Source organism: Actinomadura sp. 21ATH, from assembly GCF_041951345.1.
Classification (GTDB): domain Bacteria; phylum Actinomycetota; class Actinomycetes; order Streptosporangiales; family Streptosporangiaceae; genus Spirillospora.
Window position 1 is genome coordinate 1 of the sequence record NZ_JBGNUR010000018.1, and the last position, 15,269, is coordinate 15,269.

Below are 15,269 nucleotides of genomic sequence, written 5' to 3' on the forward strand. Positions count from 1 at the left end.
GACATGGTCGTCCAGATGGACATAGAGTGCGGTCAGAAGGGCGTCCAGGTTTGTCTTCACACACTGATCATGGGCGCCCTTCGCCATGCCCGCGACCGGTTCCGCAAACCCCCATCAACGATCTAGCCCCGGTTCGCGGGCTGCGCGGCGGCGGGGGCGGACGCCCGCCTCCCGCCGCCGCGCCGGCCGCGGGTCAGCCCAGGGTCAGGTCCCGGCGGCGCAGGCCGGCCAGCCCGGCCGCGCCGGCGGCCAGGACCAGCGCGGTCAGCCAGGCGAACGGCGCGAGCTCCGCGTCCTGGCCGGGCAGCTTCGGGATGTGGGTGAACGGCGAGACGTCCAGCAGCCACTGGTCGGCCTGGAACGCGCCGCCGAACAGCGTCAGGACCGCCGCCACGGCGAGCACGCCCCAGCCGCCGGCCGCGCTGAACCGCGGGGCCAGGCCGACGATCGCCAGCGTGACCGCCGCGACCAGCCACACCGCCGGCAGCTGCGCGAGCGCCGCCGCCGTCACCCGGGGCAGCTGCCCGCCCAGGTCACCGGTGTTCAGCCCGTGCGTCAGCCCGGTGGCCAGGCCGCCGACCGCCTGCACGAGCGCCGTGCCCAGCAGCGCGAACACCAGGTGGGAGGCCGCCCACCGGACCCGGCCGACCGCCGTCGCCAGGACGGGCTCGGCGCGCTGCGCGGTCTCCTCGGACCGCATCTTCAGCGTCGCCGACACCGCGTACCCGGCCGCGATCACGCCCATCATCCCCATGACGGTGCCGAAGTAGACGTCCACGATGCCGCCCGTCCCGCCGCCGAGCCGGGCGAAGATCTCCTCCAGGTCGGGGTTGTCGGCGACCATGTCCCGGACGGTCCCGGCGACGCCGCCCCACACCACGCCCAGCGCGGCGAAGCCGGCGAGCCAGCCGTACAGGCCGCGCGAGTGCAGCCGCCAGGCCAGGCCGATCGGCCCGCGCAGCGACGGCGCGGCCTCCGCCGGGCCCGGCCGGGGCGGCAGGATCCCGGCGCCGACGTCGCGGTGCGCGGTCAGGTACGCGGCGGCGGCGACGAGCAGGACGACGGCCACGGCGGGGACGGCCGCCACCCACCACCGCTCGCCGCCGTACGCCTGGAGGCGGGTGCCCCAGCCGAGCGGGGACAGCCACGACAGCCAGGACAGCCCGTTGCCGGCGCCGCCGACGTCGGCGGCCATCCGCACCACGAACGCCCCGCCCAGCGCGGTGATCGCGATGCCGCGCGCCGCGCCGGCGCCCTCGGAGAGCTGCGCGGCGACGCCCGCGACGGCCGCGAACACCCAGCCCGCCAGGGTCAGCTGGAGGCCGAACGCGACCGACCCGGCGGCGGGCATGCCCATCGCGGTCATGCCGCCGGCCAGGACGATCCCGATCGCGAGCGCGGCCCCGCCGGTCACCAGCAGCGCCGCGGCCAGGTCCGCGCCGCGGCCGAGGACGGTGGCGCCGAGCAGCTCGCGCCGCCCGGCCTCCTCCTCGGTACGGGTGTGGCGCACGACCGTCAGCGCGCAGAACAGCGCCACCATCACCGGGATGAACCCGGAGCGCTGCGCGACGATCGCGGCGATAGAGGTGTCGTGCATCGGCCCGTACAGCGCCAGGAACGTCGGGGACTCCCCGGTGGTGCGGGCGTAGTTCAGCCGGTCGGCGGCGGTGGGGTAGAGCTCCTCGCTCGCGGCCACGAAGTTGAGCGGCAGCAGGCCGAGGAACAGCGCCCAGACCGGCATCAGGAACCGGTCGCGCCGCAGGATCAGGCGGGCCAGCCCGCCGGTTCCGGTGAGCGCGGTCATCGCACGGACTCCTTGCTCTCCCCGGTGCCGGCGCCGGCGGGAAGCTCGTCCTTGTAGTGCCGCAGGAACAGCTCCTCCAGCGTCGGCGGGCGGCTGGACAGGCTGCGCACGCCGGTCGCGACCAGCTGCCGCAGCACCTCGTCGAGCCTGCTGGTGTCGACCTCGCAGCGCACCCGGTTGCCGTCGACCCGCATGTCGTGCACGCCGGCCAGGGACGACAGGCCGTTGGGCGGGGCGGCCAGCTCGGCGTCGATGGAGGTGCGGGTCAGGTGCCGCAGGTCGGCGAGCGTCCCGGTCTCGACCGCGACGCCGTTGCGGATGATCGTCATCCGGTCGCAGAGCGCCTCGACCTCGGACAGGATGTGGCTGGACAGCAGCACGGTGCGCCCGTCCCGCCGCTCCTGCCGGACGCAGTCCTGGAAGACCTCCTCCATGAGCGGGTCCAGGCCCGAGGTCGGCTCGTCCAGGATGAGCAGCTCGGCGTCGGAGGCCAGCGCGGCGACCAGGCCGACCTTCTGCCGGTTGCCCTTGGAGTAGGCGCGGCCCTTCTTCTTCGGGTCGAGCTCGAAGCGCTCCAGCAGGTCGGCCTTGCGGCGCGGGTCCAGCCCGCCGCGCATCCGGCCGAGCAGGTCGATGACCTCGCCGCCGGACAGGTTGGGCCACAGGGTGACGTCGCCGGGCACGTACGCCAGCCGCCGGTGCAGCGCGGTGGCGTCCTTCCAGGGGTCGCCGCCCAGCAGCCGGGCGGTGCCGGCGTCGGCGCGCAGCAGGCCCAGCAGGACGCGGATGGTGGTGGACTTCCCGGCGCCGTTCGGGCCGAGGAAGCCGTGCACCTCGCCGGCGCGGACGGTCAGGTCGAGGCCGTCGAGGGCGCGGGTGCGGCCGAACGTCTTGACGAGGCCGGATACGGAGATGGGCGTGTCGTTCGCTGATGCGGTCATGGTGGCGGACCTCTTGTCTCGGGGGGAGCGGATCGGCGGGCACGCGACCGCCGCCCCCATGACCGCCCGCTAGGGCAGGGGGGCCGGCCGGCCGTGCCGCGTACCTGATGGGAACCGGGGGCGCGGCGGCGCCGGCGGGTCCGGGTCGGCCTTGCGGGCCGCGGCGTGCGAGGTGGAGATGCGCGGGCCCATCACCCGCCCGCCTGCCCTTCCTCGTCCGCCTGCCCTTCGCCGCCCGGCAGCCGGTCCATCGCGGCCCTGGCCTGCTCGACCAGCTCGGGCGGGAGCAGGTCGTCGGTGAGGATGTCGAACATCGCCCGGCCCAGCCGGGGGTAGCCCTCCATCGTCAGCGGATCGGCGCCGAGGCTGCGGTGCAGGTGCTCGTGCAGCACCAGCACGCCGAACGACATCGTGGTCAGGACGGCGGCGTAGGCGCGCAGGTCGGAGGTGGTCGGCTTGTTCAGGAGGTCGCCGGGCTCGGCGAGGATCTCCTCGCTGAAGGCGACCGCCTCGTCGAAGAACCGGGCCGCGCCCGGCGACCCGTCGACCAGGGCCCGGGCGAGGTAGCGCTGGACGGGGATCCCGGTCCGCATCGCCAGCGCGAGGAAGCCGGGGTCGCCCATCCCGCCGTCGAGCGCCTTCTTCTTGTTGGTCACGAGGGCGTCGATGGCGTACTCGTCGCAGGCCGCGCGCAGCCCATCCTTGGACCCGAAGTGGTGCTGGACGAGGCCGGGCGAGACCCCGGCGGCCTCGGCGACGCCGCGGATGGTCGTCCCCTTGACGCCGTGGGCGGCGAACTGCTCGAGCGCGGCGTCCCTGATGCGCGCCCTCGCCGTCAGGTCCTCGTCCCCCGCCACCGCGTGCCTCCAATACAACTGTTCAGCTTCCAATACAGTTGTACAGCCCCATGGGGCCGAGTTCAAGGGGCCGCGGCGATCCTCTCCATCAAGGACGCGTAAAGACGCCTCCGGTCCGGGCGCGCCCGCCCGGCCGCGTGCCGCAGCGCCGGCACCGCCGCGTCGCCGAGCAGCACCAGGCCGTCCGCGGCCGCCCGGCGCACCGCCGGCCGGCCGTCGGCGAGCAGCCCGACCAGGTCCGGGACCGCCGGCGTCCAGCCCCCGTGGGCCAGCGTCCGGACCGCCGAGCGGACGACGTCGGGCCGCGGATCGTCCAGCAGCAGCGCCGTCCGCTCCAGGTAGGCGGGCCGGTCCAGCACCCGGCGGGCGATCCGGTGGGCGTGCAGGCGCACCCGCGGGGAAGAGCCGCCGATCAGGTCGGCCAGCAGCCCGCCGAACCCGGGGACGCCGCCCGCCGTCTCGTCGTGCTCCTCGGCGAGCAGCGTCAGCGCCCGCCGCGCCTCCTCGGGCGCCCCCGTGCGGGCCGTCCGGAACAGCGCCTTCCGAGACGGGCGCGGCTCCCGGGCCGGGGCCGGCCCGGAACGGTCGCGGAGCGCGGCCAGCGCGGCGGCGTCCGCGCGCGCCGCCTCCGGATCCCGGAACGGGCCGTCCACCAGCACCAGGTCCGCCGCCCGGTCCGCGAGCCCGGCGTCGAGCAGCCGCCGCCGGGCCCGTTCCAGGACGGGCGTGCGCAGCAGCGGGCGGCCCGCGACGAGGCCGAGCACGCCCCAGTTCCCGGCGTCGAGATCGCCGCCCAGGGCCGCGGCCACCGCGTCCGCGTCCGCCGCCCGCAGCGCCTGCCGGGCCGCCTGGCCCGTGCCCTCATCCTCCTTCCACCACTCCAGCAGGAGCGGCACCAGCCGCGCCAGGTGAGGCGGATCGAGCTTGGCGGCGGCGCGGGCCGCCCGTTCCCGGACCCCGGGATCGCCGGTGCGCAGCTCGTCCAGGGGCAGGCCGTTCAGGGCGCCGGCGAGAGCGGCGGTGACCGGCACGCCGGCGCGGCCCTGGAGGAAGGCGCGCAGGACGGCCTCGCGGACGCCCGGCTCGGGCCACTCCAGCAGGGCGCGCGCGGCGGCAGCGGACCGGCCGGGATCGTCCAGCATCGCCAGCAGGCGGTCGCGCTGCGCCGCCGAGCGGGGCTGGTCCAGGTCGCCGGCGCGCGGCGCGCGGGCGGGCTCCCGCGGCCGCCGCGCCTCCTCCCCGAGCGTCCACGGCGGTGCGCCGAGCGGCTGCAGCTCCAGCATCCGCTCCAGCAGCGCCCCGCGCGCCGCCGCGCCTCCGCCCGGGAACGCGGTGATCAGCTCGTCGAGGCGGTCGCGCGAGTCGAGGCCGTGGCCCTCCGGTGGCCGGGGCTCCAGCCCGAACGCCTCCCGCAGGACCGCCTCCTCGCCGCCCGGCGCCGCCGCGAGCGCCCGGTCCAGGTCGGCGCGGGTCAGGACGGCGCCGCACCGGCGCAGCAGCGACAGCGTCGCCCGCCCCGCCGGCGGCAGCGCCCGCACCCGCGCCGCGATCTCCAGCGCCCCGGCGGCGGGCAGCCGCGGCACCGCCTCGCCGAGCACCGCCAGCAGCCGGTCGCGGTGCGAGTCACCGATCCCGGCGAGGCCGTCGGCGAGGGTGCCCGCCGACCGGGCGAAGGCGTCCAGCTCGGCGCCAGTCCACGGCGGCGGGCAGAGCCGCAGGGCCAGCCGCAGCACCGCGTCGCGGCGGCCGTCCGCGGCGGCGGCCAGGTCGAGCCAGTGCGCGAGCATCGCCCGCAGCCGCTCCGGCCGGCGCGGCCGGTCCAGCGCGCCGGGGTCGCGCTCGTGCAGGTCGACGGCCCGCCGCGCCGTCCCGGCGTGCCAGCCCCCGGCGGCCAGCTCGTCCAGCGGCCCGGCCGGTGCCGCCGCCTCCGGCAGGAGCCCCAGCAGCGCCCGCCCGGCCGGGGAGCCCTGGGCCGCCAGCGCCCGGGCCGCCCGCTCCGGAACGTGCCCGGCCAGGGCGCGCACCAGCAGGCCGCGGGCGCGCTCGCCGGCGGCGCCGTCCGCCGCGGCGACGAGGGTGGCGGTGTGCGCGTCCCCGAGGATCGCGCGCAGGGCCGTGCCGATCGACTCGCGCAGGCCCGGGTTGTCGTGCCGGCCGAGCCAGGACAGCAGCTTCGGCACCGCCGCCGGCGAGCCCGCGTGGACCAGCGCCTCGGCGGCGGCCTTCTTGACGTTCATGTTGGGGTGGTCGAGCAGGTCCGCGACCGCCGCCGCGGCGCCGCTCGCGCCCGCCCGCCCCAGCGCGACCACCGCCTGCCGCACGGTCTGCGCGTCGCCCGCCCTGGTGAGCGTCACCAGGCTCGCCGCCAGCGCCCGCGCGCCGTGCCCGCCCGGATCGCCGGCGAGCAGCGCGATCGCGTGCTTGCGGACGTGCCGGTCCCGGTCGCGCAGCAGCGGGTGCACGCGCGCGCGGGTCCCGCCGTACGGGACGTCGAGCAGCGCCTCCAGCAGCACCGCCCGCTCGGCGGCCGACAGCCCCGGGTCGTCCAGCAGGTCCAGGAGTACGCTCGCCGCCAGCGCGTTCCCCGCCTCCTCCGCGCCGGCCGCGTCCAGCAGGCAGTGCGGCCGGAGCGCGCCCCGCTCGTGCAGCCGCTCGCCCAGGCCGCGCAGCGCGGCCAGGGCCTCGGGCGGGATCCGCGGCTCGCGCGCCGCCACGGTCAGCAGCAGATCGGCCAGGACCGGCACGGTGCCGGCGTCGCCGTGGCGCGCCAGCCGGCGCAGCGCCTCCACCGGGCGGTCCGGGTCCAGGCCGGCGCGCAGCGGCTCCAGCTCGCGGGGATCGGGCCGGCCGAGGTCGGACGCGATCCGCGCCGGCAGGTCGCGCGGGTCGAGCCGGGCGAGCAGGGCGTGCCGCTCCCCGGGGTCGTCGGTGAGGTGCCACAGGAGTTCGAGCGCGCGGTGCCGTACCGGCACGAGGTACGCGGCGGCGGTGCCTCCCGCCAGGCCGAGCGCCCCGTGCAGGAAGGCGGCCGTCCGCTCGCCGCCCACGGCTTCCAGCGCGCCCAGCGCCGCGGCCGGCGCGCGGGGCAGCGCGGCCAGGACGGCGTCCTCGGCGGCCTCGTACCGCAGCGCCCGGATCGCCTCCAGGACCGGGCCCGGATCCGGCGCGCCGGCCAGGAACCCGGCGACGGCCGCGCCGACCGGAAGGCCGCCGGTGCCCTGTGCCGCCAGCGCCACCAGCAGCTCCAGCCGCCGCGGCAGGCCGGGGCCGGCCGGGCCCGCGCCCGCCAGCTCGTCCAGGAGGGCGCGCCGCGAGGTGTAGAGGACCGTGGCGACGTCCCCGGCGTCGACGGTGTGGTCCGCGAGCGCCAGGGCGACGATCGCGGGGACGTGCTCGTCGCCCGGGAAGTGCCCGCGGACGTGCATCTCCCGCAGGCACCGGACGGCGGGACCGGCGAGCAGCAGCGGGTCCGTGCCGGCGATCTCCACGAGCCCGCCCACGTCGGCCCGGGACGCCAGCCCGCCCAGCAGCTCCATCGCCCGGCGCCGCGGCGCGGGCGGCCCGCCCGGATCGGCGGCCGCGGCGCGCAGCACGTCCGCGCGGCCGTGCCGCGCCGCCGCCTCGACCGCGGCCCCGGCCACCGCCGGATGATCGAGGAACCGGGCGAACCGGTCGCCGGGCAGCGGATCGAGCGCCGCCCACGGCGCGGCCAGCTCCCGCAGAGCCCCCTCGACGACGCCGGGCGGGGAGCCCTCCGCGAGCAGCACCGGCAGGACGGCCCGGGCGCGGGCGGGCGCGAGCAGCGCCGCCCGCACGGCCTCGCGGGTGAGCCGCAGCGCCTCCGCGCGCAGCACCGGATCGTCCCGGCCGGCCAGCGCCCGCACGAGGCCCTCGGGATCGGCGGCGTCGAGCGCCTCCAGCCCGTGCACGGCCTGGTAGAGGACCTCCCCGGCCGGCTCGCCCGCCGCGGCCGCCGGATCGCGGGCGATCTCGGCCCGCAGCCAGGCGATCCGCACCGGCACTGGCAGGTCCGCCTCCCGCCACCGCGGCCAGGGCCCCGGGCCCGGGGCCCGCAGGTACCGCCGGGCCGCCGCCAGCGCCGCCTCGGGCGACGCGTCCCAATCCCCGTGATCTGGAGCCATACCGGCCGATACTAGGTCCGGTCACGGGGCCGATCGATCGGTCGTCCGGCCGCGTCAGGGAGCGCCGAGCGCCTCGGTGACCGGCCGCGTCGCCCCGTACCGGACCGGTACGGCGGTCAGCAGCGCGACCGCGGCCAGCGTCGCCGGGAGCACCGCCGCCAGCCAGAGGGCGGGCACGCCGGCCGACGCCCCCGAACCGCCGAGCGTGCGCGCCGCCGCGTACACCAGCAGGCCCAGCGGGATGCCGCCGAGCGCCGCCGCCGCGGCGGGCAGCAGCTGGGCGGCGGCCAGCCCGGTGGTCACCTGCCGGGGCGTCCCGCCGACCGCCCGGGTGAGCGCGGCGGTGCGGAGGTTGTCGAGCGCGGCCGTCCAGGCCGTCAGCACGGCGTTCACCCCGGCGAGCAGCAGCAGCGCGGCCGACATCACCAGGACGATCTGGCTCAGCCGCTCGGTGACCGGATTGCCCGCGCCGGGCACGAAGTCCGGTCCGAGGAGCCCGGCGTCCTTGCGGTCCACGTCGCGGTGCATGGCCAGCGCCGCCACGACCATCGCCACCGTCACCGTCATGCTCAGCCCGGCCAGCACCGTCCGGCGCGGGCGGCGCGCGGCGATCCGGGCGCCGAGCAGCAGGGGCAGCGGCAGCGGCAGGCCCGTGAACACCGCCGCCCACCGGGACCGGCGCGGCCCGCGCACCGGATCGGTGAGCGCGCGGACCGTGCTCAGCCGGGCCCCGCGCAGGGCCGGGACGGCCGTGGCCGCCGCCGTCACGCCGAGCGCGACCGCCAGGACGATCAGGACGGTGGCGGGCGACGGCGAGGGCGTCCCGGCGTCCAGGAGCCCGGCGTTGGGGGCGGTGAGCAGGGGCGCGGCGGCCCAGCCGCCGAGGACGCCGAGAACGGCCGCCGCGACCGCGATCGCCAGATGCTCGGCCAGCAGCACCGCCGCGACCGTCGCCGGGGTCGCGCCCGCCACCTTCAGCAGCCCGACCCGCCGGCCCTGCTCGGCCAGCCGGCCGCCGACCAGCAGCGCCACGCTCATCCCGGCCAGGATCGCCAGCGCCCACGTGCCGCCGAGCAGCGTGCCGTTCGCCAGGTGCAGCTCGGCGGTGGCGTACGAGCCCATGTCCTGCCAGGACCGCACGTCCTCGTGCGCGGCGGCGAAGGCGGGCGCGGCGGCCGGATCGGCCAGGCGCAGCGGCATGGTGAGGCGCGGCTCCCCGCCGGCGGGGAGCCGGGCGGTGTCGGCGCGGGTCAGCCACACCAGGCCGGGCGTGGCCGACGGGTACGGGACCCGGCCGCTGGTGATCGCGATGCCGGCGACCGGGAAGCTCCGTCCCGCGACCTCGATCCGGTCGCCGGGGCGGACGCCCAGGGCCTCGGCGAAGGCCCGTTCCACCACCGCCGAGCCGCGGGAGATCCAGCGGCCCTCGGTGACCCGCGGGCGGTCGAGGCGCGCGGGGGCGGTGTCGCGGCCGTGGACGACCGCGTTGACCGTGACGCCGCGCACGCGCAGCTTCCCGCTCACGGCGGGGAAGGGGCGGGCGGCCTCCGCGACCCCGGGCGCCTTGGCGAGCGCGGCGAGCGTGCGGGCGTCGCCGGTCGCCACCGCGTCCGGCCCGGCGGTCGCCGCCCGGGTCCGGTCCCAGGGCGCGCCGGCGACGTCCCGGACGAGGAGCCCGAGCGTGAGCGTGGTGGTCGTGGCGGCGATGACGATCAGCAGCAGCACGGCCTGCGCCCGCCGCCGCCGCAGGTCCCGCAGCGCCAGCCGGGCGACGACGCGGCCCATCAGACGTCCAGCCCGGTGAGGGCGCCCAGGGCGGGGGCGCGGCGGGCGAGGACGGTCTGGCCGGCGAACGCGCCGTCCCGCATGGTGATCAGCCGGTCGGTGGCGGCGGCCACCCGGGAGTCGTGGGTGACGATGACGAGCGTGCGGCCCTCAGCGCGCAGCGCGTCGAACAGCCGCAGCACGTCGGTCGCGGCGGCGCTGTCGAGGTTGCCGGTCGGCTCGTCGGCCAGCAGCAGCCGCGGGTCGTTCACCAGGGCGCGGGCCACCGCGACCCGCTGCCGCTGGCCGCCCGACAGCTCCGCCGGCAGGTGCCCGGCGCGGCGGGCCAGGCCGACCCGGTCGAGCAGCTCGGCCGCCCGGAGCCGGGCGGCGCGGCGGGACGCGCCCGCCAGCAGCGCGGGCAGCTCGACGTTCTCGCGGGCGGTCAGCTCGTCGACCAGGTGGAACGACTGGAACACGAAGCCGATCGCGCGGCGCCGCAGCCGCGCCGCCGCCGTCTCCGGCAGCCCGTCGATGCGCCGCCCGGCCAGCCACAGCTCGCCGCCGTCGGGCCGGTCGAGCCCGCCCAGCAGGTGCAGCAGCGTGGACTTCCCGCAGCCGCTCGCGCCGACGACGCCCACCGCCTCGCCGGGCGCGACCGCCAGGTCGACGCCGTCGACGGCGCGCACCAGCGACGCCCCCGTGCCGTAGTGCCTGCGCAGGCCGCGGGCCCGCAGGATGTAGTCCACGTTCAGTCCTCTCTCGCCGACCAGTGGGCCGCGCACGATTCCAGCCACGTCAGGTCGGCCCGCAGCCGCAGCGCGGTCCCCTCCAGGAGCAGCGCGGCGCCCGAGCCGGCGGGCTGCGCGAGCGCCGCCCGCTGCACGTCGGCGAGGCGGCGCAGCAGCTCGCGCCGCTGCGCGTCGACGACGGCGACCGGGTCGGCGAGCCGGGACAGGGCGGCGGCGACCAGCTTGAGGTGGAACTCCGCGGGCGCCGGCCGGCCCCAGCTCACGTCCGCCAGCCAGGCCGCGACCCGCTCGCGGCCCGCCGGGGTGAGCTCGTAGACCTTGCGGTCGGGCCGGTCGGACTGGCCGACGACCCGGGCCTCCACGAGCCCCGCCTTCGCCAGCCGGCGCAGCGTCACGTACACCTGGCCGGCGTTGAGCTCCTCGCCCAGCGGCCCGAGCGCCTCCTGGAGCCGGGCGCGCAGCTCGTACCCGTGCGAGGGCTCCTTGGCGAGCAGCGCGAGCACCACGTCCTGCACGGCGGGCTCCTCCCTGACGACAGGACCATAGCTAACCGTTATCCAGATCGGGGGTCAAACCGGACCCGGCGCGACCCGGATGACCTGCGGTGATTTTGTCGTAGGCGCGCGAGACGATGAGGGCATGAGCGAGACTCCGGGCAGCGCCGAGATCAGCGACCAGGCCGCGTACGCCGACGCCGTCGAGACGGCCGTCGCCGCCGCCGCGGCCTACTACGGCGCGGGCGACTCCGCGCTCGACGACGACTCCTACGACCGCCTCGTGCGCGGCATCGCGGAGTACGAGGCCGCCCACCCCGACCACGTCCTCCCGGACTCGCCCACCGGCAAGGTCGCCGGGGGAGCGGTGGTCGGCGACGTGCCGCACACGGTCCCGATGCTGAGCCTCGACAACGTCTTCTCCGCCGAGGGCCTGGAGAGCTGGGCCGCCGGCCTGGAGCGCCGGCTCGGCCGCCCGGTGGAGCGGTGGAGCGTGGAGCCCAAGCTCGACGGCCTGGCGATCTCGGCGCGCTACCGCGACGGCCGCCTCGTCCAGCTGGTCACCCGCGGCGACGGCGCCGCCGGCGAGGACGTCTCGCACGGCATCGGCATGATCGTCGGCCTGCCCGGCCGGCTGGCCGAGCCCGTCACCGTCGAGCTGCGCGGCGAGGTGCTGATGACGCACGCCCAGTTCGAGGAGGCCAACACGGCGCGCACGGGCGCGGGCCACCCGGCGTTCGCCAACCCCCGGTCCGCCGCCGCCGGCTCGCTGCGCGCCCGCGACCGCGACTACCAGGTGGAGATGACCTTCTTCGCCTACGGCGCCCTCCCGATGGACGACTCGCTCCCCGAGCTGCGGACCCTCCCGCACAGCGAGATCATGACCCGGATCGCCGCCTGGGGCGCCCACACCAGCGCCGCCACCCCGGTCGCCGGCGTCGTGCGCGAGGACGTCGCGGGGATCCAGGAGCGGGTGGAGCGGATCGCCGCGCTGCGCGCCGAGCTGGAGTTCGGCATCGACGGCATCGTGATCAAGGCAGATCTGGCCGCCGACCAGGAGCAGGCCGGCAACTCCTCGCGCGCGCCCCGCTGGGCGACCGCGTACAAGCTGCCCGCCACCGAGAAGATCACCCGGCTGCTGGACGTGGAGTGGAACGTCGGCCGCACCGGCATCATCGCGCCCCGCGCCGTCCTGGAGCCGGTCGAGGTGGACGGCTCGGTGATCACCTACGCCACCCTGCACAACGCCGGCGACATCGCCCGCCGCGACCTCAAGATCGGCGACCATGTCACCGTCTACAAGGCCGGCGACGTCATCCCGCGCGTCGAGGCCCCGGTCGCGCACCTGCGCACCGGCGGCGAGACACCGATCCCGATCCCCGCGTCCTGCCCCCGCTGCGGCGGCGGGATCGACGACTCCCAGAAGCGCTGGCGCTGCTCCCAGGGCCGCGCCTGCCACGCCATCGCCTCGGTCCGCTACGCCGTCGGCCGCGACCAGCTCGACATCGAGGGCCTGGGCGAGAACCGCATCGACCAGCTGGTCGAGGCCGGCCTCATCGCCGACTTCGCCGACCTGTTCACCCTCGGCCGCGACGAGCTGCTCGAACTCGACCGGATGGGCGAGACCAGCACCGACAACCTCCTCGCGGCCATCGAGGGCGCCAAGTCCAAGCCGCTCAACAAGGTCTTCTGCGCGCTCGGCGTGCGCGGCACGGGCCGTTCCATGTCGCGCCGGATCGCCCGCCACTTCGCCACCATGGACGAGATCCGCGCCGCCGACGCCGAGGCGTTCCAGGAGGTCGACGGCATCGGCCCGGAGAAGGCGCCCGTCCTGGTCGCCGAGATCGCCGAGCTGGCCCCCCTCATCGACAAGCTCGCCGCGGCCGGCGTCAACATGGCCGAGCCCGGCGCCACGCCCCCCGGCGCGGAGCCCGCCGCCACCGAGGCCCTGCCCCTCTCGGGCATGTCCGTCGTCGTCACCGGCTCCATGAGCGGCCCCCTGGCCGACCTGTCCCGCAACGAGATGAACGAGCTCATCGAGCGCGCCGGCGGCAAGGCGTCGTCCTCCGTCTCCGCCCGCACCTCCCTCCTGGTCGCCGGCGAGAAGGCCGGCTCCAAGAAGGCCAAGGCCGAGAAGCTGGAGATCGAGATCATCACCCCGGACGAGTTCGCCGCCCGCGTCAAGGAGCACCTCTGAGCCGGCGGGCCGCACCGCCGGCTCAAGATCGGCTACGGTCGGGGGCGTGATCGAGGCCGTGCTGTGGGACGTCGACGACACGCTCTTCGACTACTCCGGCTCGGACCGGCTGGCCCTGTCGCGGCACTTCGAGGCGGAGGGCCTGCCGTCCGGCGAGGCGGCGTTCGAGCGCTGGCGGCGGGCGACCTCGGCCGCGTACGGGCGGCTGGCGCTCGGGGAGCTGACGTACGAGGAGTACCAGCGCGAACGGGTGCGCGGCTTCACCGGCCGGGCGCTGAGCGGCCCGGCGGCGGACGCCTGGCTCGGCCGCTACACCGCCCTGTTCGAGGCGGCGTGGACGGCGTTCCCCGACGCGGCGGCGACCCTCGCCGCGCTGCCGTTCCGGCAGGGGATCCTCTCCAACTCCAGCACCGCGCACCAGGAGCGCAGGATGGCGGTCCTGGGCCTGCGCCACCACTTCGAGGTGCTCCTGTGCTCGGACACCCTCGGCTGCGCCAAGCCCGACCCGTCCGCGTTCCGCGCGGCCTGCGCCGCACTGGACCTGCCTCCGGCCGCCGTCGCCTACGTCGGCGACCGGCCGGACCTGGACGCCGCCGCCGCCCGGGACGCCGGCCTCACCGGCATCTGGATCGACCGCGCCCGCACCCCGTCCCCCGTACCGCACGGCGTGCACCGCATCACCACCCTCACCGGCCTCCCCGCCCTGCTGGCCACCCTGCTCCCCGACGAAAACGGCTGACCCCGCCCCGCCCACCCCGGAGCGGGCGGTGGGCGGGGCCGGGTCAGTGCCTTGCGAAGCGGTGGCGGTAGGCGGAGGGCGTGAGGCCCGTGTGGCGGTGGAGGTGGGTTCTGAGGTTGGCGGTGGTGCCCAGGCCGGCGGCGCGGGCCACGGCGTCCAGGCGGAGTTCGCCGCGTTCGAGGAGGCGGCAGGCCAGGGCGACGCGTTCGGCGGTGAGCCAGACGAGCGGGGTGGTGCCGAGCTCGGCCTGGAAGCGCCGGTGCAGGGTGGCCGGGCTGACGGCCGCGCGGGCCGCGAGGGCGGCGACGGTCAGCGGGCGGTCCAGGCGCTCCTGCGCCCAGGCGAGGACGGGCGCCAGGGACGTGTCGGGGATCGCGGGCACGGGCCGCTGGACGAACTGCCGCTGGCCGCCGTCGCGGTGACCGGCGAACACCAGCCGGCGCCCCACGGCGTTGGCGACCTCGGCGCCGTGGTCGCGGCGGACGAGATGCAGCCCGAGGTCCAGCGCGGCGGCGCTGCCGGCGGCGGTCAGCACGTCGCCGTCGTCGACGAACAGCACGTCCGGACGCAGGTCCACGGCCGGGAAGCGGGCGCGGAACGGCTCCGCCCAGCGCCAGTGGGTGGTGGCCGGGCGGCCGTCGAGCACGCCCGCCGCGGCCAAGGCGAACGCGCCGGTACAGAAGCTCACCAGGCGGGTGCCGCGCGCGGCGGCGCGCCGGATCGCGTCCAGCACCTCCGGCGCCGGGTCCGTGTCCGGGTCGGGCCGGTTGGGGACGATCACGGTGTCGGCGCGGTCCGCGGCCGACAGGTCCGCGACGCCGGTCATCGTGAACATCCCCGCGTGCATGACCGCCGCGCCCGCGGGGGCGCAGACCTCGAAGTCGTACCAGGGCCGGTCCAGCTCGGGCCGGCGGAGGCCGAACAGCTCGGTGGCCACGCCGAACTCGAACGGGTTCGAGCCGGCGTCGACGATCACCACGACCCGGTGCGAGGATTCTTGCGGCATATGCGATTCCTAGCACTCACCGCCCGGCACGGCCACCCGGCAGGGTGGTCCCATGAGCGACGAACCGATCGAACTGGAGGCCGCGCTGGCCTCGTTCACCGAGATCTGGAGCCCCCGGATCGTGGCCCGGGTGAACGACTCCGACGTGCGCATCGCCAAGGTCGAGGGCGAGCACGTCTGGCACGCCCACGACGGCACCGACGAGTTCTTCCTGGTGCTCGGCGGCGAGCTGGACATCGCCCTGCGCGAGGACGGGTCCGAGCGGAGCGTCCGGCTGGGCACGGGGTCGGTGTTCGTCGTCCCGCGCGGCGTCGAGCACCGGCCGTCCTCGCCCGGCGGGGCCTCGATCCTGATGTTCGAGCCGGCCGGGACGCTGAGCGTGGGGGACCGGCACGAGGCCGTGCCCGCCCATGTCGACGCCACCCGCGGCCATGCCCTCACCGGACCCGCCGGCGCGTAGGGGCCCTGCCGGGCGGGGCGCTCGCGGGCGAAGTGCGCGCGGCCTTCCGGACGCAGCAGGACGGCCGGCACGGGCGCACGCCCACCCGGGCGGGCGGAGGCGCCCGCCGCGAG

11 protein-coding genes are annotated in these 15,269 nt (G+C 77.4%); 3 read left to right on the forward strand and 8 right to left on the reverse strand.

Annotated elements, in window-relative coordinates:
- Positions 1-193 precede the first annotated feature (193 nt).
- The 7 genes from ACA361_RS34480 to ACA361_RS34510 form a co-directional block, all read right to left on the reverse strand.
- Complete coding sequence (locus tag ACA361_RS34480) at positions 194-1,804, reverse strand: ABC transporter permease (RefSeq protein ID WP_375019102.1); 1,611 nt, start codon at positions 1,802-1,804, stop codon at positions 194-196.
- Positions 1,801-2,745: an ATP-binding cassette domain-containing protein gene (locus ACA361_RS34485; protein WP_375019104.1), complete on the reverse strand. Its 945-nt coding sequence runs from the start codon at positions 2,743-2,745 to the stop codon at positions 1,801-1,803. Before ACA361_RS34485 ends, ACA361_RS34480 begins: the two co-directional genes overlap by 4 nt.
- A gap of 191 nt (positions 2,746-2,936) precedes the next feature.
- Positions 2,937-3,602: a TetR/AcrR family transcriptional regulator gene (locus ACA361_RS34490; protein ID WP_375019106.1), complete on the reverse strand. Its 666-nt coding sequence runs from the start codon at positions 3,600-3,602 to the stop codon at positions 2,937-2,939.
- A gap of 62 nt (positions 3,603-3,664) precedes the next feature.
- Positions 3,665-7,744 carry a HEAT repeat domain-containing protein gene (locus ACA361_RS34495; RefSeq protein WP_375019107.1) on the reverse strand — a complete coding sequence of 1,360 codons (4,080 nt, stop codon included), beginning with the start codon at positions 7,742-7,744 and terminating at the stop codon, positions 3,665-3,667.
- Between the two features lie 54 nt (positions 7,745-7,798).
- The gene (locus ACA361_RS34500; RefSeq protein ID WP_375019109.1) at positions 7,799-9,529 is read right to left on the reverse strand and encodes an FtsX-like permease family protein; all 1,731 of its coding nucleotides are present in this window, start codon (positions 9,527-9,529) and stop codon (positions 7,799-7,801) included.
- Positions 9,529-10,257: an ABC transporter ATP-binding protein gene (locus tag ACA361_RS34505; protein ID WP_375019111.1), complete on the reverse strand. Its 729-nt coding sequence runs from the start codon at positions 10,255-10,257 to the stop codon at positions 9,529-9,531. Before ACA361_RS34505 ends, ACA361_RS34500 begins: the two co-directional genes overlap by 1 nt.
- Before the next feature lie 2 nt (positions 10,258-10,259).
- Complete coding sequence (locus ACA361_RS34510; RefSeq protein WP_375019113.1) at positions 10,260-10,775, reverse strand: PadR family transcriptional regulator; 516 nt, start codon at positions 10,773-10,775, stop codon at positions 10,260-10,262.
- 124 nt (positions 10,776-10,899) lie between these two features.
- Between ACA361_RS34510 and ligA the strand changes: the two genes are divergently transcribed.
- On the forward strand, positions 10,900-12,951 hold the full coding sequence (ligA, locus tag ACA361_RS34515) for an NAD-dependent DNA ligase LigA (protein ID WP_375019115.1): 2,052 nt from the start codon (positions 10,900-10,902) through the stop codon (positions 12,949-12,951).
- A gap of 46 nt (positions 12,952-12,997) precedes the next feature.
- Positions 12,998-13,690, forward strand: a complete 693-nt coding sequence (locus tag ACA361_RS34520; protein ID WP_375019116.1) for an HAD family hydrolase — start codon at positions 12,998-13,000, stop codon at positions 13,688-13,690.
- A gap of 43 nt (positions 13,691-13,733) precedes the next feature.
- Here the strand turns inward: ACA361_RS34520 and ACA361_RS34525 are convergent, their stop codons facing one another.
- Positions 13,734-14,696 (reverse strand): helix-turn-helix domain-containing protein, encoded by a 963-nt coding sequence (locus tag ACA361_RS34525; RefSeq protein WP_375019118.1) that lies wholly within the window; start codon positions 14,694-14,696, stop codon positions 13,734-13,736.
- A 52-nt stretch (positions 14,697-14,748) separates the two neighbouring features.
- Here ACA361_RS34525 and ACA361_RS34530 point away from each other — a divergent pair, with 52 nt between their 5' ends.
- Positions 14,749-15,156, forward strand: coding sequence for a cupin domain-containing protein (locus ACA361_RS34530; protein ID WP_375019120.1), 408 nt, complete (start codon positions 14,749-14,751; stop codon positions 15,154-15,156).
- The last annotated feature ends 113 nt before the right edge of the window (positions 15,157-15,269 follow it).

Bases quoted from the DNA above. Each gene is read 5' to 3' on its own strand.
- ACA361_RS34525 (WP_375019118.1), bottom strand. From the start codon at position 14,696: ATGCCGCAAGAATCCTCGCACCGGGTCGTGGTGATCGTCGACGCCGGC.
- ligA (WP_375019115.1), top strand. From the start codon at position 10,900: ATGAGCGAGACTCCGGGCAGCGCCGAGATCAGCGACCAGGCCGCGTAC.
- ACA361_RS34495 (WP_375019107.1), bottom strand. From the start codon at position 7,744: ATGGCTCCAGATCACGGGGATTGGGACGCGTCGCCCGAGGCGGCGCTG.
- ACA361_RS34500 (WP_375019109.1), bottom strand. From the start codon at position 9,529: ATGGGCCGCGTCGTCGCCCGGCTGGCGCTGCGGGACCTGCGGCGGCGG.
- ACA361_RS34530 (WP_375019120.1), top strand. From the start codon at position 14,749: ATGAGCGACGAACCGATCGAACTGGAGGCCGCGCTGGCCTCGTTCACC.
- ACA361_RS34485 (WP_375019104.1), bottom strand. From the start codon at position 2,745: ATGACCGCATCAGCGAACGACACGCCCATCTCCGTATCCGGCCTCGTC.
- ACA361_RS34480 (WP_375019102.1), bottom strand. From the start codon at position 1,804: ATGACCGCGCTCACCGGAACCGGCGGGCTGGCCCGCCTGATCCTGCGG.